Annotated in this window: 31 protein-coding genes; 4 read left to right on the top strand and 27 right to left on the bottom strand. The window is 38.6% G+C overall.

Translation table 11 applies throughout. The features are described 5' to 3' along the window. Positions 1-46: 46 nt before the first annotated feature. The 5 genes from AC0VYO_RS13220 to AC0VYO_RS13240 form a co-directional block, all read right to left on the bottom strand. Complete coding sequence (locus AC0VYO_RS13220) at positions 47-637, bottom strand: genetic competence negative regulator (protein WP_194221956.1); 591 nt, start codon at positions 635-637, stop codon at positions 47-49. A gap of 139 nt (positions 638-776) precedes the next feature. Next, positions 777-1,700, bottom strand: coding sequence for a MerR family transcriptional regulator (locus AC0VYO_RS13225; RefSeq protein ID WP_475369063.1), 924 nt, complete (start codon positions 1,698-1,700; stop codon positions 777-779). A gap of 93 nt (positions 1,701-1,793) precedes the next feature. Beyond that, complete coding sequence (locus AC0VYO_RS13230; protein WP_430246174.1) at positions 1,794-2,552, bottom strand: metallophosphoesterase; 759 nt, start codon at positions 2,550-2,552, stop codon at positions 1,794-1,796. Next, positions 2,549-2,923: a hypothetical protein gene (locus AC0VYO_RS13235; RefSeq protein WP_475367679.1), complete on the bottom strand. Its 375-nt coding sequence runs from the start codon at positions 2,921-2,923 to the stop codon at positions 2,549-2,551. The genes AC0VYO_RS13230 and AC0VYO_RS13235 overlap by 4 nt, the downstream gene beginning before the upstream one ends. Positions 2,924-3,005: 82 nt before the next feature. Beyond that, positions 3,006-3,641: a CBS domain-containing protein gene (locus AC0VYO_RS13240; RefSeq protein ID WP_430246170.1), complete on the bottom strand. Its 636-nt coding sequence runs from the start codon at positions 3,639-3,641 to the stop codon at positions 3,006-3,008. 210 nt (positions 3,642-3,851) lie between these two features. Between AC0VYO_RS13240 and AC0VYO_RS13245 the strand changes: the two genes are divergently transcribed. Then, positions 3,852-4,067, top strand: a complete 216-nt coding sequence (locus tag AC0VYO_RS13245) for a hypothetical protein (protein ID WP_226613832.1) — start codon at positions 3,852-3,854, stop codon at positions 4,065-4,067. Positions 4,068-4,070: 3 nt separating this feature from the next. On the opposite strand, the gene AC0VYO_RS13250 is transcribed toward AC0VYO_RS13245, so the two are convergent. The 5 genes from AC0VYO_RS13250 to AC0VYO_RS13270 all read right to left on the bottom strand — a co-directional run bounded on the left by AC0VYO_RS13250 (position 4,071) and on the right by AC0VYO_RS13270 (position 7,962). Next, positions 4,071-4,520 carry a DUF2663 family protein gene (locus AC0VYO_RS13250; RefSeq protein WP_194221961.1) on the bottom strand — a complete coding sequence of 150 codons (450 nt, stop codon included), beginning with the start codon at positions 4,518-4,520 and terminating at the stop codon, positions 4,071-4,073. Positions 4,521-4,602: 82 nt separating this feature from the next. Next, a complete protein-coding gene (locus AC0VYO_RS13255) occupies positions 4,603-4,788 on the bottom strand; it encodes a hypothetical protein (RefSeq protein ID WP_475365388.1) in 186 nt (61 codons plus the stop codon). 27 nt (positions 4,789-4,815) lie between these two features. Then, positions 4,816-5,394 (bottom strand): CPBP family intramembrane glutamic endopeptidase, encoded by a 579-nt coding sequence (locus AC0VYO_RS13260; protein ID WP_475367680.1) that lies wholly within the window; start codon positions 5,392-5,394, stop codon positions 4,816-4,818. Next, on the bottom strand, positions 5,375-6,913 hold the full coding sequence (locus AC0VYO_RS13265) for a RecQ family ATP-dependent DNA helicase (protein WP_475367681.1): 1,539 nt from the start codon (positions 6,911-6,913) through the stop codon (positions 5,375-5,377). Before AC0VYO_RS13265 ends, AC0VYO_RS13260 begins: the two co-directional genes overlap by 20 nt. Continuing rightward, entirely contained in the window at positions 6,913-7,962 is a 1,050-nt protein-coding gene (locus AC0VYO_RS13270) for a YpbB family protein (RefSeq protein WP_475367682.1), read from the bottom strand. Before AC0VYO_RS13270 ends, AC0VYO_RS13265 begins: the two co-directional genes overlap by 1 nt. Positions 7,963-8,179: 217 nt before the next feature. Between AC0VYO_RS13270 and AC0VYO_RS13275 the strand changes: the two genes are divergently transcribed. Continuing rightward, positions 8,180-8,428, top strand: coding sequence for a ferredoxin (locus AC0VYO_RS13275; protein ID WP_194221965.1), 249 nt, complete (start codon positions 8,180-8,182; stop codon positions 8,426-8,428). Positions 8,429-8,593: 165 nt separating this feature from the next. After that, entirely contained in the window at positions 8,594-10,174 is a 1,581-nt protein-coding gene (serA, locus tag AC0VYO_RS13280; RefSeq protein ID WP_475367683.1) for a phosphoglycerate dehydrogenase, read from the top strand. A 111-nt stretch (positions 10,175-10,285) separates the two neighbouring features. Here the strand turns inward: serA and AC0VYO_RS13285 are convergent, their stop codons facing one another. The 16 genes from AC0VYO_RS13285 to AC0VYO_RS13360 all read right to left on the bottom strand — a co-directional run bounded on the left by AC0VYO_RS13285 (position 10,286) and on the right by AC0VYO_RS13360 (position 24,310). Further along, entirely contained in the window at positions 10,286-11,095 is an 810-nt protein-coding gene (locus AC0VYO_RS13285; protein ID WP_194222325.1) for a histidinol-phosphatase, read from the bottom strand. Between the two features lie 176 nt (positions 11,096-11,271). Next, positions 11,272-13,062, bottom strand: a complete 1,791-nt coding sequence (locus AC0VYO_RS13290; RefSeq protein ID WP_430246158.1) for an ATP-binding protein — start codon at positions 13,060-13,062, stop codon at positions 11,272-11,274. After that, positions 13,062-13,778, bottom strand: a complete 717-nt coding sequence (locus tag AC0VYO_RS13295; protein WP_194221968.1) for a response regulator transcription factor — start codon at positions 13,776-13,778, stop codon at positions 13,062-13,064. Before AC0VYO_RS13295 ends, AC0VYO_RS13290 begins: the two co-directional genes overlap by 1 nt. A gap of 131 nt (positions 13,779-13,909) precedes the next feature. Then, positions 13,910-15,109, bottom strand: a complete 1,200-nt coding sequence (gene ccsB / locus AC0VYO_RS13300; RefSeq protein WP_475367684.1) for a c-type cytochrome biogenesis protein CcsB — start codon at positions 15,107-15,109, stop codon at positions 13,910-13,912. Positions 15,110-15,138: 29 nt separating this feature from the next. Continuing rightward, complete coding sequence (gene resB, locus AC0VYO_RS13305) at positions 15,139-16,764, bottom strand: cytochrome c biogenesis protein ResB (RefSeq protein WP_430246153.1); 1,626 nt, start codon at positions 16,762-16,764, stop codon at positions 15,139-15,141. 12 nt (positions 16,765-16,776) lie between these two features. Continuing rightward, complete coding sequence (gene resA / locus AC0VYO_RS13310) at positions 16,777-17,304, bottom strand: thiol-disulfide oxidoreductase ResA (protein ID WP_194221971.1); 528 nt, start codon at positions 17,302-17,304, stop codon at positions 16,777-16,779. A 64-nt stretch (positions 17,305-17,368) separates the two neighbouring features. Continuing rightward, positions 17,369-18,106 carry a pseudouridine synthase gene (locus AC0VYO_RS13315; protein WP_194221972.1) on the bottom strand — a complete coding sequence of 246 codons (738 nt, stop codon included), beginning with the start codon at positions 18,104-18,106 and terminating at the stop codon, positions 17,369-17,371. Positions 18,107-18,245: 139 nt separating this feature from the next. Continuing rightward, positions 18,246-18,764 carry a spore maturation protein gene (locus tag AC0VYO_RS13320; protein ID WP_408962613.1) on the bottom strand — a complete coding sequence of 173 codons (519 nt, stop codon included), beginning with the start codon at positions 18,762-18,764 and terminating at the stop codon, positions 18,246-18,248. Further along, on the bottom strand, positions 18,761-19,354 hold the full coding sequence (locus AC0VYO_RS13325; protein WP_430246150.1) for a nucleoside recognition domain-containing protein: 594 nt from the start codon (positions 19,352-19,354) through the stop codon (positions 18,761-18,763). The genes AC0VYO_RS13320 and AC0VYO_RS13325 overlap by 4 nt, the downstream gene beginning before the upstream one ends. Then, complete coding sequence (locus tag AC0VYO_RS13330; RefSeq protein ID WP_475369064.1) at positions 19,347-20,507, bottom strand: D-alanyl-D-alanine carboxypeptidase family protein; 1,161 nt, start codon at positions 20,505-20,507, stop codon at positions 19,347-19,349. Before AC0VYO_RS13330 ends, AC0VYO_RS13325 begins: the two co-directional genes overlap by 8 nt. Before the next feature lie 69 nt (positions 20,508-20,576). Further along, positions 20,577-21,125, bottom strand: coding sequence for an isoprenylcysteine carboxyl methyltransferase family protein (locus tag AC0VYO_RS13335; protein WP_430246148.1), 549 nt, complete (start codon positions 21,123-21,125; stop codon positions 20,577-20,579). 3 nt (positions 21,126-21,128) lie between these two features. Next, positions 21,129-22,220, bottom strand: coding sequence for a type III polyketide synthase (locus AC0VYO_RS13340; protein WP_475367685.1), 1,092 nt, complete (start codon positions 22,218-22,220; stop codon positions 21,129-21,131). 163 nt (positions 22,221-22,383) lie between these two features. After that, the gene (locus tag AC0VYO_RS13345) at positions 22,384-22,758 is read right to left on the bottom strand and encodes a hypothetical protein (protein ID WP_430246144.1); all 375 of its coding nucleotides are present in this window, start codon (positions 22,756-22,758) and stop codon (positions 22,384-22,386) included. Positions 22,759-22,793: 35 nt separating this feature from the next. Next, on the bottom strand, positions 22,794-23,372 hold the full coding sequence (scpB, locus tag AC0VYO_RS13350) for an SMC-Scp complex subunit ScpB (RefSeq protein WP_194221978.1): 579 nt from the start codon (positions 23,370-23,372) through the stop codon (positions 22,794-22,796). Next, positions 23,369-24,118 (bottom strand): segregation/condensation protein A, encoded by a 750-nt coding sequence (locus tag AC0VYO_RS13355; RefSeq protein WP_303530902.1) that lies wholly within the window; start codon positions 24,116-24,118, stop codon positions 23,369-23,371. The genes scpB and AC0VYO_RS13355 overlap by 4 nt, the downstream gene beginning before the upstream one ends. Positions 24,119-24,181: 63 nt before the next feature. Beyond that, positions 24,182-24,310: a hypothetical protein gene (locus tag AC0VYO_RS13360; RefSeq protein WP_475365399.1), complete on the bottom strand. Its 129-nt coding sequence runs from the start codon at positions 24,308-24,310 to the stop codon at positions 24,182-24,184. Between the two features lie 45 nt (positions 24,311-24,355). Here AC0VYO_RS13360 and AC0VYO_RS13365 point away from each other — a divergent pair, with 45 nt between their 5' ends. Beyond that, on the top strand, positions 24,356-24,883 hold the full coding sequence (locus AC0VYO_RS13365; RefSeq protein ID WP_475365400.1) for a DUF309 domain-containing protein: 528 nt from the start codon (positions 24,356-24,358) through the stop codon (positions 24,881-24,883). A gap of 21 nt (positions 24,884-24,904) precedes the next feature. Here AC0VYO_RS13365 and AC0VYO_RS13370 read toward each other — a convergent pair whose 3' ends face one another. Beyond that, positions 24,905-25,267 carry a GNAT family N-acetyltransferase gene (locus tag AC0VYO_RS13370; protein WP_194221981.1) on the bottom strand — a complete coding sequence of 121 codons (363 nt, stop codon included), beginning with the start codon at positions 25,265-25,267 and terminating at the stop codon, positions 24,905-24,907. Positions 25,268-25,402 lie beyond the last annotated feature (135 nt).

Raw genomic sequence — 25,402 nt, forward strand, 5'->3', positions numbered from 1 at the left:
GAATGTTAAGAATCAAATTGGAATGATACAGATAGCCTCCAGAACCTTATTTGAAATAATGATTTAACTGCTCGATTGCAGTTGTCTTCATAATCTGTTTGCCGTATTCCATCACCCGGTAGCTTGTAATTGTGGAAGGATTCCCAAATTCAGCCAGTAAAGCGACTAGAGAATCTAATTCATACTCTGCAAATTCCTCTTCATCAAACTTAAGATAAAAATGGTTTTGATAGGAATAAAGTGTTCCTCCTTGTATACCCACATTGATCAATCTTTTCGAAAGACCAATCACATCTTCAAAAGAACGAAACTCATAGAAAACTTCATCGCTTTCATCAAGGGTCACTTGCATTTCAATATACTCATCGTTGTAGTCCTCTTCAAATTCACTCTCACCGGAACCTTTTGTGACAATGACTACCATTCCCTGAGCAGGAAGTGAAAATACTTCTACAGCGATAGGACCATCGACTTTAAATCCAAGTTCATCATCAGCTTCCATGATCATCTCACGAAAAAGCCTATGAACTTTCGGTACGTCCTGCCAGAGCTCTTCTTTCGTAATTCCACGCTCATTTAAATCGTCATAAGTTAGAAATATTTTTATTTTATCATATGCTAAACGTTCAAGACGCATCTAATTCCCCCCTACCGTCTGTCACCCGCAAATCCTTTATTCATACTATATGTGATAATACAAAGATGGTTCTTGGTTGACGATATTCTTCTAGTTTACACTGTCAAAGGAAGCTTAGACAAGTCATGTCCACTTTCAACTAAGTAGTAAGCTTTTGAATTTTATCTTTGATCCAGGCATCCCATTCTTCTTTATTATTTCCAACTAAAAACGGTTCGTAAGCCTGTCTCTTTTCATCACGTAAATGTCCAATAGCTGAACCACCAACTCCAATGGTTAATTCAGAGAAACGTTGGTTCAATCGATCAATCATACCTAGACACCTTGGTAAATTCGTTATCAACGTGCATGATAGAAACAGAATTTTGGGGTCAGTATCTTCTACGACGATCTCAATATCCTCTTCTGGTATGCTCGATCCGAGGTAAATGACTTCGAACCCTTTCCGTCTAAGATACAGAGTGAAAATTAATAATCCAAGCTCATGGTATTCACCAGTTGAGCAAACAGCCATTACTTTTGGGAGGTACCCATCGACAGGAAGCGTATGGAAAATCATACCGATTCTAGAACGAAGGAAAGCGGTAGTAAAATGCTCATGCGCTATTGTTATTTTGTCATTTTCCCATAGGTCTCCAACCCTCACAAGTAGTTTAGCCAATATATCATGAACAACTTTATCTATACTGAAGACAGAGAAAGCCTGGTTCAACAAATCTTGCGCTTTATTCTCATCAAAAGCTAAAAGGGCTTCAAGGATTTCATCAGCTAAGATTTGAGCCCTATCCTGAACCATATCAGTGCCCATACTATCTGTATCTGATGAATCATTTCCATTCTCAAGCAATTCAACGGCCTGACTAATTGTAAAGCCTTGCGTTGTTTTTTGGACCAGCCATTTTAATATTGACATATGCTCTTCCGAATAAAGACGATGACCAGCTTCATTTCTTATTGGAGAAATAATATTATAACGCCTTTCCCATGCCCTCAAGGTCCCGGGTTGAATACCTAATTTTTTCGAGACCGCTTTAATATTATACTTACCTGCAGACATAGTCATCTTCCCCTCTAATACAGCCATTATCACACCTAGTATAAAGGGTGAATGATGTTTGTGTAAACTTTGTATAAGCGTCGCTTTGTTTTTTTGTATTTATTTCCTTTTTAATATAAAAATATGTGACTCAGCTGGCGCCATCAATCTTAACGGTAAAGTTGTAGTGCCATATCCATTGCTGATTACTACGGTTGTCCCATTAATATTCTTAATTCCACCTTTTTCTCTTATCCCCCATCCAAACAGTCGAATCTGACCTCCATGAGTATGTCCGGATAAAATCAATTGAATCCCACTCTCTTCTGGCCAACCTTGTTTAATGTCCGGGTTATGACTAACCAGGATCTTAAGGTCTTCTGACGCTCCATTAAGCGCTTCCTGAAGTGAAGCGTTTTCTGTTGAAAGGTCATCAATTCCTAATAAACTTATTCCATCATTATTTTTCATTACCGTTTCTGCCTGGTTTTTTAAGATGTGGATTCCGTGATCAACTAGAATTTTTTGTAGCTTTGCAGGATTTTCTTCATAATCGTTATTCCCCCAAACGAAATAACAAGGGGCGAGAGCGCTAAGATTCCTCATGTTTTTAGCAACCTTATCAAAAGATACCCCTTTTTCCATAACGTCTCCACCTATTATTACAATATCAACCTGATCTCTCACCTTTTCTAAAATTTTCTCAGAAACCAATCGATTGTGTAAATCTGAAATGAAAAAAATCCGAAATGATTCAAAGCTTTTTGGTAGTTGTTTAATGTAAAGTTCCTTCGTGTGGACTCGATTTAGATGAGCTTCAACCCACATATAAATTAATAACAGTACACCTGCCAAAAAGATCCCAATGATATAGTTCATGTTTCATTGCTCCTCTGAAAGCGTTTCACTTCTCTTGCAGCCCTTATATTAGCAGACAAACCACCATATATAAATGCCATCACGAGGGAAGCTAGAGATAACCACTTATTATTTTGAAACAATACCCAGTATACGCCAATTAACAAACTAGCTTCAATGCAGAACGTTATAAGGTGAGCTTTGTTTTTGATTCCGAATGCAAGAAAGCTCTCTACATGCTCCCTGATTACTCTTGCCACGACTAAAAATCCAAATAAAAAACAAATCGCCCCAAAACCATAGCGCGCACTGTTTAACATTAAATCAGTGAAGGTCATACTTTTTAAATTCAAGTTACTTTCAGCTAAATACAGTAAACAAAATATTGTCATAACCCTTATCAAGAGAAGCGGCATAGTAAAACCCCCCACTCTAACGTATGTAAGAGTAGGAGGCTTTATGGGTACTAATCTCTCATACTTCTTTAATATCGAGTACTTTAAATCCATTCTGTTCAAGTTTTGCAATAAATTGATCGATATTTTCTTTTTTCTCGATCTTCATTACAATCCTTCGTACATTTTGGTTTGACTCGTCAAAAGTAGAGAGGGAAATAATATTTTCATGAAAACTCTTTGCTATTTTAGCTAGTCTTGCAATTCTTCCCTCTGTTTCAGAAGATGCAAAGGCAATTCGAATTCCCGGCTTTCTCATACCAAAAGCACTTTGGAATTGATCAAGTATATCTGATCTAGTAATGATTCCAATGAAATCTTCCTTTTGATCAACCACGGCTACAAGTGGTGCATTTTTTGCTAAAAGGAGCGTATTCTCAAACACTTCCTCCTGATCAACCGTAACATTTTTTTGGAAAGCAATATCCCCTGCATTGGTTTCCTTAAGAAACATTTCTTTATCTGTTGCATCACTTTTGAAAAACGCTTTGTAAATGCGATTAAAAGTAACGATACCAACATATTTCGTTCCCTGGATAACGGGGACACCATCAATTTCACGTTCCTTCAATAATTTCAGGGTTTCATCCAACTTTGTGTCATGATTCACATAAACAGTTTCTCTAATTGGTTTCATTGCACTACGTACATACACTGCTATCACCTCTTTGTAAGATCATTACTCTTAATTAATACCACATTTCAAAGATAATATCCTTCTAATTGAGAAATTCATGTGATATTGAGGCGATTTCTTCCGTAAATTGGGCTTTTTAATTGCTTGAAGATTCAGTCTTTTTGAGGTAAGATTAAAGCATAACCAGACCAATTGGGACGGAAACAATAAAACGGAGATGATGGATCTATGATAAACAAACTTAAAACCAAATCATTGTTACGTAATGAAGATTTGGATTTCAACCGTCGTTTAGGTATGCCCGTAGAAGTTTTCTGCCCAAAACTTAAAGATACTGTTGCCTTCGGAAAAATTGAAATGTTTGCAGAAGATGCGCTTTCTATTAACGGAAATCATTTCCAAATTGAACAATATTTATTTTTCGGTTGTCCTGAACAAAGATAAAGTTCACTTGTAATAAAGGTTAATTCCATGTTGATCTTTCAAATACTTAAAAACAGCATGACGATTTTGCCACTGTAATTGTCCTTCAAACAGTTCATCACTTCGGTCTAATATCTCCAATCTTAAAGATTCAAATTCTTCCTCGGCCTTTTTGCATTTTTTTGCAATCTTTCTTAATTGAAAATATGCTACTATACTCAAACTAACCATCAACATAAAAAATGGCATCAATGACGGGGAGAACCCATTTACAAATAAAGATGAGTTCTTTTCTAGCTCGTACCAGAATAGGCCGCCTATACCTAAAAGTAAACATGAAAGAACATACCCATAAAATTGAGATTTTCCATTAAACTGTATTTCAGCATTTTTTCTTTCCACTAACTCTTCTAACAAAACGTTTGTCATTTTAGATTGTGGCTGTGGAAGATTCCATTGTTTGAACGCATCCACTCTAGTCCCCCCTTTTATAGAAACTAGTTTATGCAACATATACGCCAGATAATACAGGGGGGCATTGAATAAGGAAAACATATTAAGAAAAATAAGAATATAAAAGAAATATGGCAACCATGCTTATAAATAGCAGCGCGAGCACTCGGATTAGCGCAAGAGATGGAAGTTCATTCTCTTCACTACCTTTGCTTCGTGACTGCTTTTTTTGTTTTTCCTTTTTCCGATGGAATTCCTTCCTAGAGGGTAGCGGACGATCGTTTTTCATAAGACTCACCTTTCATGATGTAGTTACTCACAGACGTGTTTTCCTTTTTATCAAACAACCCATAATAAAATCAATAAAAAAATGAGCTGACATCGTGACAAGAACATTACCTGTCACCTCATATGAAATGCCTAGCAAAAAACTGATTCCTACAACAGATGTGAATAATACTGGCTTAGCAAGATACCTAACATGTATCATTGCAAATAATACACTTGAAAGTATTAGTCCGAAGTGTGTTTGAATGACTCCTCGAAACATCAGTTCCTCACTAAAAGATATAAGAAATGACAAAAAGAAAATATGATGCACAGAAAGCTTGGAAAATATCCGTTCGTTAATCCCTCCATCATCTAATTTCTCATCCGGAAGAGATTTCATCAAAAGAAGATCAGCTAGAACAACGAGTAAGCCTGCACCACCTCCTAGGTAGACTATGTCACTCCAATTAAATTCTACAATTTTAGGAAGAAACCATACCTCCCCAAATAGAAAAGCTCCCAGTACAAAGGCTAGAATAAGCATGATCGCCTGTGTTAAGTAAACATTTAATACCAGCTCACGATCAGTTAATTGTTTTACTATTTCAGCCTGTCGGTTTCTCACTGGTATCCTCCCCGCCCACTGTCAGCATCCGTTTCAGTTCAGCATCCCAGTCAAATTCTTCTTGTGGTGAGGAATCACTGTGATCATGACTAGCCGCATAATCTTCAAGGTTTAAACCACAATAATCACAACATGGGTTAATAATATGATTCGTTTCACCGAACCTAGCTAATAAACCTTTTCTTCGACACTGCTCTTCTTCTAACCAGCTTTTGAATCCAAACCACTTAACAAGTTTTTCTTTACGCCGGATTTCTGTTTCATCTATTATTTTCATTAAAGTAGAATCGACCTCAAAAGAGCGAATAACTTTATCCTCTATCACTCCTTCAACTTCTAGACGGTGGAACAAATAACGCCACGCCGTTTCATTCAACCCAAACTTCGCGCCTTCATTTTCTATTTGGCTACTTGAATATGTTTCACCTGATCGGCTAGATAAGTCTCTCATAACTTCTTTAATTTGCACCTCTTTAGGCAGTTCTCCATCAATAAATGAAAGGGGTAGAAATTCATCTTCTTCTGTATACAAGTGAATAGCTATCGCTTGATTTTGATCCCTTCCCGCTCGACCAATTTCTTGCAAATAGCTTTCGATTGTAGCTGGGGGATGAAAATGAATCACAAATCGAATGTTGCTCTTGTTAATGCCCATTCCAAAAGCATTTGTCGAGCAAACAATGGATAGCTCATCATTTAGAAACTGCTGCTGTATTAATAACCGATCTTCCTGCTCCATTCCTGCGTGATAAGATGCTACGGTTTTCACGTCATCATTTAATTCTTTTGCAATTCTATCTGCCCAGTTCCTGCTTGAGAAATAGATGATTCCAGGCCCTTCTAACTCATTAGCATACCGCTTTAACGCTTGGATTTTCGTTTCAAGTGAAGGCAATTTATCTAGCTTAATAGCAATGTTAGGTCGATCGACGCTGTGTATATGAATAGCGGGTATCTTCATGTGCAATTGATCCATAACATCATTCCGCACTTCATCTGTAGCTGTAGCTGTTAACGCAAGAACCGGAGGTTTACCAAGCTTGTCTCTAATCACACCAAGTTTTAAATAGTCTGTTCGAAAATCATGGCCCCATTGAGAAATACAATGTGCTTCATCCACGACCATTAACCCTAAATCCAATTGAGTTAAAGCATCTTGCACAAACTTATTTTGAAGAATTTCTGGTGATACGTAAATAAAGGTGTAACGCGATAAGTTTTTTAGAATCGAGATTCGTTTCTCAAAGGGAAGAAAACCATTTAACGCAACGACTCGCTTTTCTCCTTGTGCTTTTAATTGCTGTACTTGATCTTCCATTAACGATATGAGAGGCGAAACAATAAGAATATGTGCCAGGCCTGCATATGCTGGAAGTTGATAACATAGCGATTTACCTGCACCTGTAGGAAGCATTGCAAAAACGTCTTTTCCTTCTAGCACATCCAAGATGATTTCCTGCTGTCCTTGACGAAATTCGCGGTATCCAAAATGCTTGTATAACAAGTCTGTTAAAGCCATTAAATCCCTTCCTTACAAAGTGTTAATCGGATTTCAAAGTATGAATAATTATCATCTAAATACTGTTTGATTGTTTTTAAACGCTGACTGTTTAATTTCTCGCTCGCTAATCGTATTTCCCTCTGTGCATCTTGAGATACAAAAGGATCAATTGAGAAGCCAGGTACATTTATTGCAATTTCTACGAGGTGATCCTCGATCGTGCTTCTCTTTAATCGACGCCTTTGAGCTATTTGTTCAAGTGACACTCCCGATTGAAGAAAGGTATACGTCTGCCTCGTTGAAGACGTCAACGGCCACTCGCCCTCATACCCTTTCGCCACTGTTCCCAATATAGGGAATTTAAGAGGATTATTTTGAATATACGTTAGAAAAGCATGAATTACATTCTGAAATTGTACTGTAGCTTCTTCCACACTAATCTTGTTCGATGTACTCATTTGAGCAAAAGTAAGTCCTGTCCTTCCTTTACCACTTAGCCGATTGACAAATAATGCCGCATGATGTGATGGGAGTTGGAGTAAAATAGCTGATATTTCTTTGTACAAATCATTTGCTAAAATGGCTCGCTGTTCTTTCACGCTTGGAAAGTGAAGCCTGACCCAGTTTTGAATATTCTCTTCTTTGCTTATAGGATAAAAATTCATGTTTCCATGGATTGAATAAGATAGCGTTTGAACGTATAAACTAAGCCGCTGCCAGAATAAATCACTAATAGAATGATACTTCCATCCTTCTAAGTATGTGGGAATAGGATTATCTACCAGGAAAGCGCCCAATTTTTCTTTGCCTTTTAATGTGACCTTAAAACCATTATGTTGGTTAGGCTCAATCAATTTAACTTTTTGAAGCTTAGCGGAATGATCTACGAGTTGAGATCGTTTGATTTGATTCAAAACACCAAAAAAATTTGAAACGTTAAATAGTTTTGCATCCTGAATCGTTTGTGAAGATTTTTTCCCAGTAAGGAGATGGAAAACGGCTGATAGTGAACGCTCTCCTCTAAAACGGTCAAAAATATATAATAGCACACCATCTAAATATTGCATGTATCAATCACCCAATTCCTTCTTCTTTATATTGTATCAAATTTTTTCATCTGTTTACTTATTTTAAAACCGGGTAACATTCAATTAGGCGGTAATAAAAGGATTAAACTATTGAAAAGTCAAGGCGCGACCTTTACAATAAGGTTATTAAATACTTTCATTTACGCATAAAATGACGATGAAAGGCATATAGAAGTATTGAATAGGAGGTTAAATCATGGCTAAGTATACTATTGTAGATAAAGACACATGTATTGCTTGTGGTGCCTGCGGCGCCGCTGCACCTGATATTTATGATTACGACGACGAAGGTATCGCATTTGTAACCCTCGATGACAACGAAGGTATCGTTGAAATTCCAGATGTACTTCATGAAGATATGATGGATGCGTTTGAAGGCTGTCCTACTGATTCTATTAAGATTGCTGATGAGTCATTTGACGGAGACGCTACAAAATTCGAATAATAAAGAATGGAATCCCCGGTTTAAATACCGGGGATTTTTTATTTTCGCATCTTTTTCACTAAAAAATGTTCCTAATGAAATTGACACTTTAGTGCTTTCATGATAAAAAGTAAGTTATTAAGTTTTCTAAAAAATGAGAAGAGAGAGACAAAGGGAGTGGAGAAGTTGGCTTACGTTTTAGTAACTGATGGTATTAAAGAAGATGGCTTACAGCCGCTTTTAAATGAAAGCACGATAACATGTGACATTGGATCATTAAATGACTTCAATGATCGTCTGGATCGGTATGAAGCCCTGCTTGTAAGAAGCGCGACAAAAGTAACAGCAGAAGTGCTCGATCTAATGCCTTCGCTTAAGATTGTTGCAAGAGCAGGTGTCGGTGTTGATAACATCGATATTGATGCCGCAACGAAACGAGGCGTCATTGTAGTTAATGCACCTGATGGCAATACTATCTCAACAACAGAACATACTTTTGCTATGATGGCTTCACTCGTTCGAAATATACCTCAGGGAACATCGTCATTGAAAAATGGACAATGGATGAGAAAACAGTATGTCGGAACAGAGTTAAGTGGAAAAACCCTTGGTATTGTAGGAATGGGACGTATCGGTACAGAGCTTTCTAGACGCTCTAGAGCGTTTGGTATGGATGTCGTCGTATTTGATCCATTCCTAACAAATGATCGAGCGGAAAAACTCGATGTAGAGTCCGTTGATTTGGATCAGCTGCTTCAAACGGCAGATATTATCACTGTTCATACTCCTTTAACTGATAAAACACGTGGACTCTTAAATAAAGAAACGCTAGCAAAAACTAAAAAAGGTGTTTTCTTAATTAACTGTGCTCGTGGAGGAATTATTGATGAAGAATCACTCATTCCTTACCTCGAATCAGGTCACATTGGCGGCGTAGCACTTGATGTGTTTGTGGCAGAACCACCAGAGGCTGACCACCCTCTCTTAAGCTTTGATCAAGTTATTGCAACTCCACACCTTGGGGCTTCTACAAAAGAAGCTCAACTTAATGTTGCTGCACAGGTAGCAGACGAAGTACTACACTTCCTGAAAGAGAAACCAATTCGAAATGCGATCAACCTCCCTGGTTTTTCAAAAGAAGAATACGAAAAAATCAAACCATATTACGAACTAACTCGTAAGATGGGAAGTATACTCTCACAATGTATGAAATCAGCAGTAAATCTCGTAGAAGTCACTTATGCCGGAAAGCTAACTGAATTAGATACAGCAATCTTGACAAGGAATTTAATGGCTTCCTTCCTTAAATCAAGACTGGACACTACCGTTAATGAAGTAAACGCCCCTTCTATCGCAAGAGAAAGAGGGATCACTTACGGTGAGAAACATAGTTCTGAAACACAGGGATACTCAAATCTTATTTCTGTAACAGTAAAAGGGGATAAAGAGGCCTTCTCACTTCAAGGAACATATATTAAAGAATATGGAGATCGCATTACTCAGTTAAATGGATTTGATATTGACTTCCATCCTCAAGGTCACCTGCTCTATATTCAGCACAATGACCGTCCTGGTGTCATTGGAAACGTAGGAAAGGTTCTAGGGGAACATAAGATTAACATCGCCACCATGCAAGTTGGAAGAAAGACAGCAGGTGGGGAAGCGATTATGATGTTATCTTTTGATAATGCATTACCAAAAAATATTGAAGAAACTCTCGAAGAAGTGCAAGATATCGTAAAAGTAGAACAAATCGGCGGAGTTTAATTCATCTAAAAAGGAACGGGAGCAATTAGCTCCCGTTCTTTTTTTGTTGCATTTTTATCCCTCTGATTTGTGCGCCCATTTGAGCAACAACTTATCTTCACTCACCTATATTTATAACGATATCGACTTCCGCTCTCCTTTTTCGAACGTCATTAATTTAGAATATCCAACTGATTTAGCAAGCTCAACTGCCTTATCATAGTCTGCACCAACGTCTCCCGGAACGTGCGCATCTGATGAGAGGACAATTGGAATATCTTTTTCGTAACACATTTTAAGAAGTTCAGGATCAGGATACAATTCTCCTACTGGCTTACGCAACCCCGCTGTACTAATTTCCACGCATGTTTTGGAATGAGATAAAGCATTTGTCGCTCGGTCATATTGTTCAAGTAGAAAATCACGGCTTTCAGGTTTGTATTTAAATATCTTTACAAGGTCGAGATGACCTACGATATCAAACAAATTTGATTCTGCCAGTGTGACAACTTGATCAAAATATTTGCGGTAAACCGTATTAATATCACGTTCATCCCAAAGATGACGATATTCTGCTAGATCAATCCCAAAGTCTTCAACCCAATGAATGGATCCAATGACATAATCAAATCGATAGCTAGAAATAAAATCTTTCATTTCTTGATGTTTACCTGGGGTATAATCCATTTCAATGGACATCTTAACGTCCATCCCCTGTTTTTCCGCTTCCTGAAAAAGACGAACGTAATCATCCATGTTGTACCATCTTCTTTCGTTAACCCACGGATTGCTTAAAATATTTTCTGTTTCATAAAAATGATAAGCATGTTCGGAAATCCCAAAATGGCTTACATTTTTGCGCTTTGCTTCTTCAACAAACTGAGATAAATAATCAAGAGTTAATGTACCTTTTTCTAAGTGATTGTGATAGTCAGTATACATAGCTTCAGCTCCTTTTATCGAACTAGTTTGACTCTTCCACTTGTTATTGTAACGCATTAACGGGAAACAAGGATACCTATTCGTTACTCTTTTTCTTCGGTATAAAATGTCACAAATCAAAACAAAGAGCTTCCGGTTAATTCGGAAACTCTTTGAGTATATCGACGGAGTGCCTGTCACTCTTTCCCTTTATCAGGTATATAGAAAGAAAACGTTGTTCCTTCTCCGCTCTTGCTGTGAACGGAAATGTGGCCATGGTGAGATTCCACAATGTTACGAGCAATGGCAAGCCCTAGACCCGTACCTGACCTTCCTCTTGTACGAGCTTTGTCGGCTTTGTAGAAACGCTCAAACACGAATGGAAGATCATCTTCAGGAATGCCAGAACCAGTATCTTTCACATCGAACTGAACGCCTTTCTCAAGGGAAGTAATTAATAATCTTACTTCCCCTCCTCCTGGTGTATGTCTCACAGCGTTGTCTATTAAATTCGTTAATACCTGTTCAATTCTATCAGGATCAATCTTTAACATTCTTTCATCATTTGAAACATGGAAATTTAATTCCACTTGTCGATCTCGAGCAAGTCCGGAAAATTTCCTTACTATTCTTTGTCCAAAATCTTGCATATGAATACTGCTATAATGCAATTCGTTGTGACCGGCTTCCATTCTAGCTAAATCGAGCAGTTCATTCACTAGCCTTCCCATCCGCAAGGATTCATCGTAAATGATTTGAGCGACCTCTTTCTTTTCCTCGTCACTACTTGCGATATCATCTACGATCGCTTCACTATATCCTTGGAGCATCGCAATTGGGGTTCTAAGCTCATGAGACACATTCGCGATAAAATCCTTCCTAAGCTTATCCAAACGACGTTCTTCTGTCATATCCCTAAAGACAGCAACCGCTCCCCGAATAGCAGATTGGTTATAAAGTGGCGTCATTACAACAACCCAGCTCCGCCCCTGTAGTTCAACTTCTGTTAACTGTTCCCGCTCAAGTGTTACAACAAGACTAAACAATTCATTGATATCCTCAGGTACTTCATTACCAGGCTTTTCTTCCATTCCCTGCTCGTAATACCAGGCTTTCAAAAAACGTTCAGCAGGGGGATTCGTGCTTAATATGGCACCAGTTTTATCAAAGGTAATAACGCCATCCGCCATACTGCTTAAAATACTAGAAAGCTGTTCCTTCTCTTGATTCAACGCTGTAACATAGTTATTGAGTTGGCGCCCCATACGGTTAAACGCAACAGAAAGTTCGCCAATTTCATCGTGGGTCACCATCGGAACTTTTGTATCGAACTTCCCTTTTGCAACCTCTGTAGCTGCTTCTCTCATTTTCAGAAGTGGAGCGGTAATACGAGTAGATAAGAAGAAGGCAAAGATTGTCGTTAAAACAATGGCAATCCCGGCAGCTATGTAAATTAAATTTCTAGCCTGACTCGTTGTCTTTGCTATAACGTCAAGGGATTGGTAAAGAAATACCTCTCCGTTATCTTCTCCATCAAGTTCCATGGGCACACCGACGATTAGAAGTTCATTATGCGATGCGGCCGCTTCATCTGTAACGAAATCTCCCTTTTTAACAACCGTTTCCCGATCAGTAAATACCCCTTTTAAGATGGGGTCTTTTTTAAACACATCCAATGACAGCTCTGGTAACCCATGGGCATTGGGCGAATACCTACTATCCCCCTGGCTGTCATTTTCAACGATCATAACCCTAGTAGGATAAAAATCTGTGATTTCCCAGGCTGTGTCAAGCGCCTGCTCTCGATCATCATATCGTTCAATAACAGAAGCCACTTTATTAGCGAGTCGCTCCATTTGCTCTGCTTCTTTTTCAACATGAAAGTCTTCAAAAAATTGAAGCAATAGAATTGTTAAGATGGATAGCACAAATGCTACAAGTAAGATGATTGTAAGCCACAGCTTACCAACAACGCTTCTCCAAATCATTATTCTTTAACTGCCTCGAATTTATAACCCACTCCCCATACTGTTGAAATCATTGCAGCAGCATTTGGTGATACTTTATTTAGCTTCTCTCTTAGTCTCTTCACGTGCGTATCAACTGTTCGGAGATCTCCAAAAAATTCATAATTCCAGACATCTTTTAACAGCTCTTCTCTCGAAAACACTTTATCTGGAGCTTTTGCAAGATAATACAATAGCTCATATTCTTTCGGTGTTAAATTAATAATTTGTTCCTCCGCTAACACCCTATGAGCGTCATGATCGATTGTTAAATACGGAAATACAATTACGTTTTTAGTTGTGGTTTCGGTTTGTAAAAATTTCGTCGTCGATGATCTTCTTAAAAGTGCTTTAACGCGAAGAACGACTTCTCTTGGACTAAATGGTTTTGTAATATAGTCATCAGCCCCTACTTCAAACCCCTGTACGCGATTAGCTTCTTCCCCTTTTGCTGTAAGCATGATCACAGGAGTGGCTTTTTGTTCACGCATTTGCTGACAAACTTCTGTACCATCCATTCCCGGAAGCATTAAATCAAGTAAAATAAGATCGAAATCATCCTCAATTGCCATTTCCAGGGCTTGTTCTCCATTTTCAGCTTCTTCTATTTCATAATTCTCTCTCTCAAGGTACATGCGCAATAGCTTTCTAATACGCTCTTCATCATCTACTACTAATATTCGTGCATCTTTTTCCAAGAAGATTCCCTCCTACATGAGCTCATGTGTTCTATTCTACCATGCCTATAGCAATCCAGACCAGTGATGAGAAACCGCATTCACCTCTCACCTTATAAGAAAACCTTCACAAATCGTGAAGGTTTTCGAAGTTATGCATAAGAATGAAGTCCAGAAATAACAAGGTTGACGACAACAAGGTTGAGCATAATGATGACAAAACCTACTACAGCAAGCCAGGCTGATTTCTCACCTTGCCATCCTCTTGAAAGACGAAGGTGAAGATATGCAGCATAAAAAAGGAATGTAACAAGAGCCCATACCTCTTTTGGATCCCAACCCCAGAAGCGTGTCCAAGCAGCCTGCGCCCAGATCATGGCGAAAATAAGTGCTCCTAATGTAAACACTGGGAAACCAATCGCTACTGCACGGTACTGTATTTCATCTACCAATTCTTCATTCACATTTTTAAGTGCTGGTTGAATGGCAGCTCCAATTCGTTTCCTTAAAATTAATCGGACCAGACCATACAAGATCAGACCACCAAATATCGACCAGATTAACGTATTTAACTTATGTGCAGCTTTTTCCCCTTTCATCCATCCGGGTGCTTCAAAAAGAGGTCCAAATTCATTTCCACTAACATATTGGCCGCCTGTCGGCCCTGCTATGGCTGGCAATGTATAATCCACTGTTATCTGCTGCTCATTTTGATCAACAAATTGATAAGTAGAAGAATACCCAGCAGCTTCAAATCCAAGTGATAGGACAACAAATGCAATCGTGCTAATGAGAGAGTACATGACAAACTCAAGCCAGAAAGTTGATTTGCTCGCTTTAGATTGATTGACTGTTTTAACTAGATAAACAAGTCCTGCTGCAAAGCTAATGGATAGAATCCCCTCCCCAAGAGCAGCTGTTGTAACATGAATTTTGAGCCAGTTACTTTGTAAAGCTGGAATAAGTGGCTGAATATCTGATGGGAATACACTTGCATAAGCAATCACAATAATTGCAACAGGCATTGCAAATACTCCGATAACATTGCTCTTATATATCAGATAAATGATTAAGAAAGCGAATACCATCGCCATCCCAAAGAATGTTGTAAATTCAAACAAGTTACTAACTGGTGCATGCCCTGCAGCAATCCACCTTGTAATAAAATAGCTCAGCTGAAAAAGAAATCCCACTGTGGAAAGAGCAAATCCCCACAACCCCCATTTTTTTGAATGGGTCACTTCATCCGACTTTCTCCACTTCTTACCAAACAAAGAAATAGCGAATACAATACTTGCTGCAAAGTAGATAAAGAAAGCAACATAAAGCAAGTTACTGCTTAATTGAGCCATCTTATCTTGCCTCCTTTCGTGCTAAACATCTATTTCTTTTCTTCCGACTGATCAAGTGGCATATCCAGACCAGTCTCTTTTGTAATGCTTTCTAGCTCTCGTTTCAAACCATACCAGTTTTTATTCGTGTGACAGGATAACCACATTTCGTCATTCCCTTTTCGAATCCAAATTCTTCGATGGTTCCAATACATCCCTTGAATAACACCAATCATGAAGATTGCGCCGCCGATCGCTAAAATCCATAATGTATTGTCTTTCCTTACGACTAAACCGGAAACATTTTTTGTATCTACATTTTGAAACGACATTTTGTAATCATTTTCTCCAAGAGGCTCTAAGTTCTGCTTAATCGCAACAAAAGCTACTTCTCCGTCAGGATGTTCTGGAGAAACCATATTAAGTATAAATGCAGGATTATTCGGAACTTTAGATTTAGTTGTTGGCTCACCCTTGTCATTAAATTCAAAATCTGGGAAGTAGTCCATTACTTCAACGCTGTAGCCGTTTTCAAGGTTGTATTCTTTCTCAGGATTATAAAGATCAATAGTAAGGTCACCTATAGACTCTCCGGACTCTTTATTGTCCATAGTAAATGACATCTTCTGAAGTTCATTCAATTTATAATCTACCTGGTAAATGGCATACCCTTCAAACTTAAGCGGTTTATTAACTTGAATCGGATGTTCTTTCACTTTCTCAAGTTCTGGATCCGTCCCAGCTACTCTTTCACCAACCTGCTTGTATAAAATAGCATCCGTTTGATAGTTCTTTGCCACGACTGCTTGTCCAGACTCTTCAATCGCATCTTTAAATTTCTCATCTTCATTATCATAAGTTTCTAGAATAAAACCATCACTTTTTAAATAATAGGCTTCTTCCGTCCCTTTGATCTTCTCTGTTTCACCTTCTCTTAACCAGAGCACCTCATCGACATACATTCCAGGGAAAAAGCGGAGCATTCCGCCGATGAGAAAGAGAATGAGTCCGATATGATTTACGTAAGGTCCCCATCTGGAGAAGCGATTTTTCTCAGCAAATAAATGACCATTTTCTTCTTTAACATTGTACCTTTTATTTTCTAATGCTTGTTTAATGCCGTTTAAGTCAGGCGAATCATGGCTGATTTCCGTCTTACCAAAATACTTCTGGCGCTTCATGAAACTTTCATGGCGAATGACTCGCTGCTTCTTTAATGAGCGATAAAGCGGGACAAACCGATCGAGACTGGCTACAATGAGCGAAAGTCCCAATGCGGCAATTAATAACATATACCACCATGAGCCGTATAAGTTATGAAAACCCAGGTCATAATACAATTGACCAAGTACGCCGTATTGTTCCTTGTAATAAACTGTCGGGTCTGACAGCGGTGGTATGTACATTTCTTGAGGGAAAATAGTGCCTATCGCTGAAGCTACTAGCAACAAGACGATGATCCAGATTCCGACCTTAACAGATGAGAAGAAATTCCAGATCTTATCGATGATCGTCGTTTTGTACGTTTGAGACCTCCGTGCACTTCCCTCGTATCTCATATTAAGCAGTTTCTTAGATTCTAAATCTCCTTGAAGCGGTTTACCACATACTTCGCATATCTCAGTTCCATAAGGGTTCACATGTCCGCATTCACAGGTGATGTTATTGTTGCTCATTGGAACACCCCATTACGGTTGGATTTGCTTCATATAGCTATCAATTACTTCCTCTGAAAGGCTGGCTTCCGTTTTTTGAACGACCTTGCCATTCTTGTCAATTAAAAAGGTTACTGGAATTGGCCCAACTCCATAGTGATTAGTTACATCATTGCTTTTATCAAGCAACACCGGAAAACTAAGGTTATACCGATCAGCAAAGCTTTCGGCAGTCAATTTAGGTTCCGAAACATTTACTGCAAGTATTTCGACGCCTTTTTCTTTGTATTCTTTATACTTCTTGTCCATCGCTGGCATCTCATCTTTACAAGGCTCGCAATAGGTTGCCCAAAAATTCAGAAAGACGCCTTTCCCTCTGTAGTCCTCAAGCTCTACTTCATTTCCGTCTAAATCCGTTAAAATAAAGTTTGGCGCTTGATCTCCGGCCTGTACGATTCCGCTTTCATTTGCAAAAAAGTTTGTATAGAACGTATAGCCGACTGCTATAAAGACGATAGTCAATATAACAGTCCGCACGATCAGCCGGTTTTTCTTTTTCATTCAACCAACTCCAATCAAACAAAGCAATACTACTCTCACTATAACGTGTCGATAAGGGGTCACCTTATCGTTTTTTTGAATTTTGTGTGACAGCTTGGTTACGAAGCTGCTTCACTTCGTAAGGTTTTAGCTCACGATAATCTCCAGGATTCATTCCAGTCAACTCAAGAAAACCATATCGTTCTCTCTTTAACTTTTGCACAGGGTAACCTAATGTTTCGAACATACGGCGTACCTGGCGATTCTTACCTTCATGAATGGTCAATTCTACAATTGATTTTCCTTTTTGTTTATCAACGGATAGAATTCTAGCTCGTGCTTTCGAAGTCTTTCCGTCTTCTAGCTGCACACCTCGCTCAAGCTTTTGAATGGTCTCTTTATTCATTAAGCCTTTCACTTTAGCAACGTACACTTTGTCTACATGATAACTTGGGTGCATCAGCTTATTCGCAAAATCACCATCATTCGTTAAGAGCAAAACACCTGACGTATCGTAATCAAGTCGTCCAACAGGAAAAACCCGTTCTTCGATTTCATGGAAATAATCGGTGACAGCCTTTCTTCCTTTATCATCTTCTACTGTTGAAATGACGCCTGTTGGTTTATAAAACAAAAAATAAACCGGCTCTTCACGTTCTACCGGAATCCCGTTTACTTCAATTTTACAGCGCTCAGACACCTTTGTACCGAGTTCAGTTACGACTTTGCCGTTAACTTTCACTCTACCTTCTTCAATCAATGTTTCTGCTTTTCGTCTGGACGTTACTCCAGCTTGAGCAATTACTTTTTGCAAACGTTCCATCAAATTCACCTCACTAAAACATCATACTCTTGTCACAGTCAAACCTCAAGCACAGATTCATTCTATCATTTATTATGCTCAAACAGGAATGTTCCAAACATTCCGTTACAATAAAAAAAGCCATCGAATAAGATGGCTTCTATCCAAATACGAGAGTGACAAATATAATCGCTGCTGCCATCCCGACTAAATCTGCTAACAATCCAACTTTAAGAGCATTTCCCATTCGTTTGATGCCAATCGCCCCAAAGTAAACCGTAATGACATAAAGCGTCGTATCTGTACTTCCTTGCATGGTAGAGGCTAGCCTCCCAATAAAGGAATCTGGCCCATATGTGCTAATAATATCCGTTGTCATCGCAAGCGCACCGGTACCAGAAATCGGGCGAATGAGAGCCAAAGGAACGATTTCTGTAGGTACCCCAATCGCTTCTAGTGGTACTCTTAATAATCCACTAAGAAAGGCCATTGCACCAGATGCTCGAAAAACAGAAATCGCTACCATCATGCCTACCAAATAAGGAACGATCGAAACTGCAATAGAAAGCCCTTCTTTACCTCCTTCTACAAAGGTTTCATAAGTTGGTACTCTTTTCCACGTTCCGTACGCAAGAATAAACCCGATCAATAAAGGGATAATCCAGATCGATGCATTCACAGAGATCCTCCCCTTTTGCTTCTTCGATAGAAAAACCGATCAATGAAGAGAGCTCCAATAGTAGAACATGCTGTAGCAGCAATTGTTGTACCAACAATTTCCGTTGGTGAAACTGATCCATATTTCATCCGAATAGCTATAACACTAGTTGGGATGAGAGTTAAACTTGATGTATTGAGCGCTAGGAGGGTAATCATTGACCTTGTTGCATTATCTTTCATATCATTGAGCTTTTTTAACTCTTCCATTGCCTTTATCCCCATTGGCGTAGCTGCATTTCCAAGGCCGAACATATTCGCCATCATGTTCGAGAGAATATATCCCATTGCAGGATGATCAGGGGGAACTTCCGGAAACAGCTTCCGAGCTATCGGTTTAAATCCTCTTCCCAAAAGGTCTAACAGTCCTGCTTTCTGAGCAATCTTCATCAATCCAAGCCAGAAAATAAGAACACTTAACAACCCTATACAAACAGCTATCGCTTCTTCAGCCCCAGTAAATATTGCTTTATTGACCTCTTCCATCGTTCCATTAATTAGAGCAAATAGAATACCAATGAGAAATAAGCCAGCCCAGATGAGATTAACCATTCGGCTCACGTCCGATATCTAATGAAAATAACCCTTTAAAAAATCCCCATAATCCTTTTTCCTTTTTTTCAACGGAGTCAAAAGTAATTGGTGCTTTCACAATTGTCTTGTTATTTAGTTTTACAACATACATTCCAACAGGATCATCTGTTGACCCCATTTCATCCCACTTACTTTCATCTGGAGGTTCTACAAGTTGGATGGTGGAATCAATTTGATCTCGTTCTTCTGAGGTTAAAGGATAGTAAAGATCTCGATTCAATCTCACATTGCCTTTGTAAGGTTCATCCTTCACATCTTTAATAATCCCTTTAGGCTCAAGTAGAGTCAGCTCATAGTTACTATAACCCCAATTAAACATCGAAATATGATCATTCCAATCATCAGGCGCATCTAAGGTAACAGCAATAAGAATCATACCATCACGTTCAGCAGTAGAAACGAGTGTACGCTTAGCTCGCTTTGTGTATCCCGTTTTCCCACCAGTGGAATCAGAGTATAAACTAGTTAACAGCTTATTTTTATTACGCCATACATAATCCCAATCCTCTGTCGCATTGGGTGCCTTATGTACTTTAGTACTTGAAATAATACGGTAAGTGTCATTATCCATGGCGTACTGTGTTAGGATAGCCATGTCATAAGCTGTCGATAGATGATTCTCATGATCATCAAGTCCATGAGGATTCATAAATATTGTGTGCGACATCCCAATTTCTTCTGCTTTCTGGTTCATCAATGTAACAAAGCCTTCTAAACTGCCTCCAACTTCTTCAGCAATTGCCACAGCAGCATCATTACCAGAACGAAGCATTAAACCGTATACCAAATTTTCAAGTGTTATTTTCTCTCCTTCTTTTAAATAGAGAGAGGAACCTTCTGTCCCAGCAGCGTTTCCACTAATTTTTACTGTTTCATTCATTTTACCTGACTCAATCGCAATGATCGCAGTCATAATTTTTGTGATACTCGCTATTCGTCTTTGTGTATAGGCATCTTTTTCGTAAAGGACTCTTCCTGTTTCTTGTTCAATTAGTATGGCACTTCTCGCTGAGACGCCTACTCCCTCTGCTACTACTCCTCTTGGAATCATGAGAAACAGCAGAGCAGCAATTAAAATAAAGACGCCAATTTTTGTCTTAAGTGATTTCATCATGACATCCACGTCCCTTAAGCTCTATATTTGTACAAGTCTATGAGCAAGAGACGCAGTATATGTCTTTCATTCCTTTTCGGCATTCGGAAACATCACGGGATAATTGGTCGACTCTTTTAACGCTTTCTCTTCAGCGGGAATACGAACTCTCAGAAGTAATACTGCATTTAGCACGGTAAAAACAATCGCAGTGAAGTAAGAGGAGAAAATAAGTGGCAAAGAGAGAATTTCTAGTGCCACAATTAAATAGTTAGGGTGTTTCAAAAATCGGTAAGGACCCTTTTTTACAACATCTGCATCTTGTAGGACGATTATTTTTGTATTCCAAAAGCGGCCCAGACTTCTAATTGTCCAGACTCGAAGGCATTGAGCCAAAAGAAACACAAACAGCATAACAGACCAGACGAAGGAGAGAGTGAAACCTCGTAAAATCGCTTCAATCGCTACTGCGAAAAGAAAGAAAATGTGTAGCAGCACAATGTATTTATAATGATTTTTTCCAACTTCTCTTGCTCCCTGCTCTTTCATCCACTTTTCATTTTTTTTAGCTATATATAGTTCAATTAATCTTTGAAACACAAGAAGGATAAAAACCCCAGTAAATATTAGCCCCATTTTTTATGCTCCTTTTTTCCATTCTAGCAGCAGCAGTTCTGAACAAAAACCAGGTCCGAGAGCTGCCATTAATCCAAGATGTCCATGTTTACACCCATTTCTCAAAAACTGGTCTAGTACGTAAATAACGGTAACTGAACTCATATTTCCATATTCTTTTAATACATTTCTCGATACTGCAGTCATCGACTTATCGAATCCGAGAGCTTCTTCATATGCTGTTAATACTTTTGTTCCTCCTGGGTGGGCAATAAAATAATCTATTTCTTGCGTGGTCTTCTCTTGAATAGAGAGGAATTCCAGAACATTAGGTTCAAGCCAACTTGACACAATCGCGGGAATAGACTTAGAGAACACTACGTGCAAGCCTTCGTTGCTAACTTCCCATCCCATCACATCTTCTGAATCTCTCATTAATGTGGAGCGTGTGGCGACGATGCCTGGAATGCTCGGCAAGGTTGAACGCCTAAGAAGAGATGAAGTCTCACCTGTCAAAAGTACAGCTGATATCCCATCAGCAAAAAGTGCTGTTCCAATAAGGTTGCTCTTGGAAAAGTCACCATGTTGAAAAGTAAGACTACACAGCTCAACATTCACTACTAGAACAGCTTGATCAGGATGGGCAAGACAATAATCATTCGCTCTTGCAATACCTGCAGCACCACCTGCACAACCAAGTCCCCAGATGGGGATCCGTTTTGTATGTGGAGAGAATGGTAGGACATTCATAATTCTAGCCTCTATACTCGGTGTAGAAATACCTGTTGTTGACACAAAAAATATTGCATCGATATCTCTACAATCAATCATTTCATTTAAGTAAAAGGGATTGTTCAGACAGTCCAATATTGCTTCTTTAGCGTATTCAACAGAAAGAGAAACGTATTTTTCGTTTTTTTCTTCAAATGTTGGGCCACTACTATACCATTCTAGTGGCATAGCGAAATATCTTTTATCTATTTCAGCACTTTGAAAAACAGGTAGCAGACGATCTATATTTTTAAAATGTGGACCAAATTGCCTTTTAGCAAAAGTCGCAGCTTCTGTTTGTAGAAGACAATGAGGGGGTAAAGATTTTCCGATCGATAGTATCATTGATCTGAGCTCCTATTCCTACTCTTTTCAATTAGTGTTCGAAGTTTATTTCATTTTTATTCTAGAACCGTTAATAACTAGAAAAGAATGGAAGATTCACTCATTTGAGCCAAAAATGATACATCAATATATGCGAACATAGTCAAAGCATAAAAAAGATGCCTCAGTATGGAGGCATCTTTTCTTTGTTTGAATGTAAATACGTACCTGTTGTTTTTATCTCATGGATGATCGCGAGAAGCTCTTGTAAATCCGCCTTCTTAAGCGGATCAACAAACTCATTTTCACTACTAATATACAAACGTTTTCGATTCGGATAAGATGAAAGGAGATTCAGTGCGATTGCTTCGTGAATGGGGGTCTCATAATCCCAAAATTCTTTAATGGCAGTTTCTGCAAAAACACCAGGATATAAAACATGAAATCGCTTTACCTTTCCATTCTCCTCATACGTTATTGTAGAACGAACGAATGAATCTTCAGGGGAGTTTGCACGATCTTTTTGAAGCTCCTCGAAAGCAACATGAGTTAACCGCATCGATTGTCCTCCTTCATCATGATCGAACTTAGCATCTACTCAGAGATTTCCTGAAACTTCTCAAAAAACAAGTCTGCTTCCTCATCTTCCTTATCTTCTGTCCCATCAGGTAAAGGGGGTAGATCCTTGATTGAGCTTAAACCAAAATGAAATAGAAACTCTCTAGTTGTTCCATATAAAATCGCTCTTCCAGCTTTTTCGGCTCTGCCCGCTTCTTTAATGAGCAATTTACTCATTAAAGTTTGTAAAGGCTTATCCGTTTTAACACCGCGAATTTCTTCTATTTCTACCCTTGTTATTGGTTGCTTGTAGGCGACGATCGCAAGTGTTTCAAGAGCTGCCTGCGATAAAGTATGATTACCTGGTGTCGCTACTAGTTTTTCGATATAGGGAGCATTTTTAGCATTTGTAGTGAGCTGATAGCCACCACCAATAAAACTAATTTTAAAACCGCGATCTTTTTCATTGTATTCATCCTGCAAATCACTTATTGCACTTAGAAGGGTGTCTTCTTCCAATGAGATGGTTTCACAAAGATCTTTCACTGTGATCCCTTCATCACCAACTACAAATAGAAGACTTTCGATAATGCTTTTTATTTCTTCGTTTGTCACACTGATGCCTTCCCTTCTCGTTCAAAAATCATAATTTCGCCAAAGTTTTTATCTTGTTCACAAGCCACATCTCTCGTTTTCATTAACTCAAGGACTGCAAGAAACGTCACAATCATATGCCCACGATCCTCTTCACTAAAAAGATCACTAAAACGCGTCTTTCCACTTCCTCGTAGCTGGTTCCGAATAGCGTTCATTCGATCTTCAATAGGAACATCTTCACTTTGAATCCGTGTACGCTTTGGTTTCTTTTCCTTTACACGTCTGGACATTTTTTGAAATGCCGCAAGCATATCATACAATGTAACGTCGCCAATGGAGGTTTGACTATCCTCATGACTAAATTCACTAGTATCCACAGGTGGCCGAGCATAAATAAGGCTTCGACTACTTTCTTTTTCCTTTAAATCATTCGCAGCCTCTTTAAACCTTCGATACTCAACAAGACGTTGAACGAGTTCATCACGGGGATCATCTTCAAACTCAGGGTCCTGTTCGAAAATTTCTTCTTCTTTTTGAGGAAGAAGCATTTTGCTTTTTATCGCAAGCAACGTCGCAGCCATAACAAGATATTCACTTGCCACATCAAGTTCTAACTCTTGCATTGTATGGACAAACGTTAAGTATTGATCTGTAATTTGCGAGACTGGAATATCATAAATATCCACTTCGTACTTATTTATAAGGTGGAGCAAAAGATCCAATGGACCTTCAAATGCATCAACCTTTACACTGTATTGCTTCATTTTCCATCTTCCTTTATCCAAGTCCATCTAGTATTCCGATTATATCACATTTACAATAGGGGCTTACAGCAATGCAAGAAAACCATCCGGTTCATTTTTAACGTAAATTGATTTCCATTGATCGTTAACAGTTTGATAGCATCCTGACGACTGATCGCTATTTTGATCCATAAGAGCACTCGCTTTATCCATTTAACACACATGTGCTACACTACTAAAAGAAATGGAGGAATCAGCATGTATTCAAAAGCCTATATTGATTATTTGGCTCATTTCCATGGACTTCGTGATTATTTTGAATGCCATGAAATCCTCGAAGAACATTGGAAAGAGGATCCGCGTGGAAGTCGTAAACTTCATTGGGTAGGTCTTATCCAAATTGCTGTTGGCCTCTACCACCATCGACGCGGTAATTTCACAGGGGCAAAGAGAATGATTGCTAATGCCATACGCATTTCCAAAAGCGAAAGTGAAGAACTCGATAAATTAGCGATAAATATTGATCAACTTTCTAAAAACCTATCAAAAGAGTTACAACTCATCAACACTCACTCTCCATACCAGGGATTTGATATTCCTCTCACAAGCTCCACCCTTCAAACGGCTTGTGAAGAAAGATGTCGTGAACTTGAATGTACTTATGGTAGTAAAAGCGATCTTTCGAATATAGAACTTATCCATCGTCATACGAGACGTGATCGATCAGATGTAATTGAAGAAAGAAAACAACAATTTGAAATAAAACAACAGAAAAGGAACGGCTAAGCCGTTCCTTTTCTTTGCATCTTACTTCATATTTTCTTCCAAGTGACACCTTTCAAAAAATGTCCCCGTATATTCATTACCCTTAATAGATATTTCATCACTTAGCATTTCTCGAAGTGCTTCAACCATTTGTTTTCCAATTCCTTGATGGCGATGGGAAGGATTAACGCTAATATCCTTTAACTCTACTTCGTTGTCGTTTACCCATTCAATTCCGAGCAATCCAATAATATCTTCTTCTTTCCAAAGAAAAAGCTGCAAAGAATCCATATCCTCATAGTCTTTAATCGATTGTTGCAGTTTCTTAATATCTTTTTCGTTCGGCATGAAGCTTAATAGCCCCATGGCTATTTTCTCATGAGCTTTCTTATAACGAATTAGCATGATTATCCCTCATTAAAGTAATTCTTGGCTTTCCGTTTAATAACTTATTCTAAAATCAATTAGAATGTTAAAATGATTCGACGAACAAGCTCAGCTAGCATGATAATGACAATGATCACACAGACCTAAGAATCA

It is taken from the genome of Anaerobacillus sp. 63XJN7_4_ISO-PGPR-S23-413 (assembly GCF_056173725.1).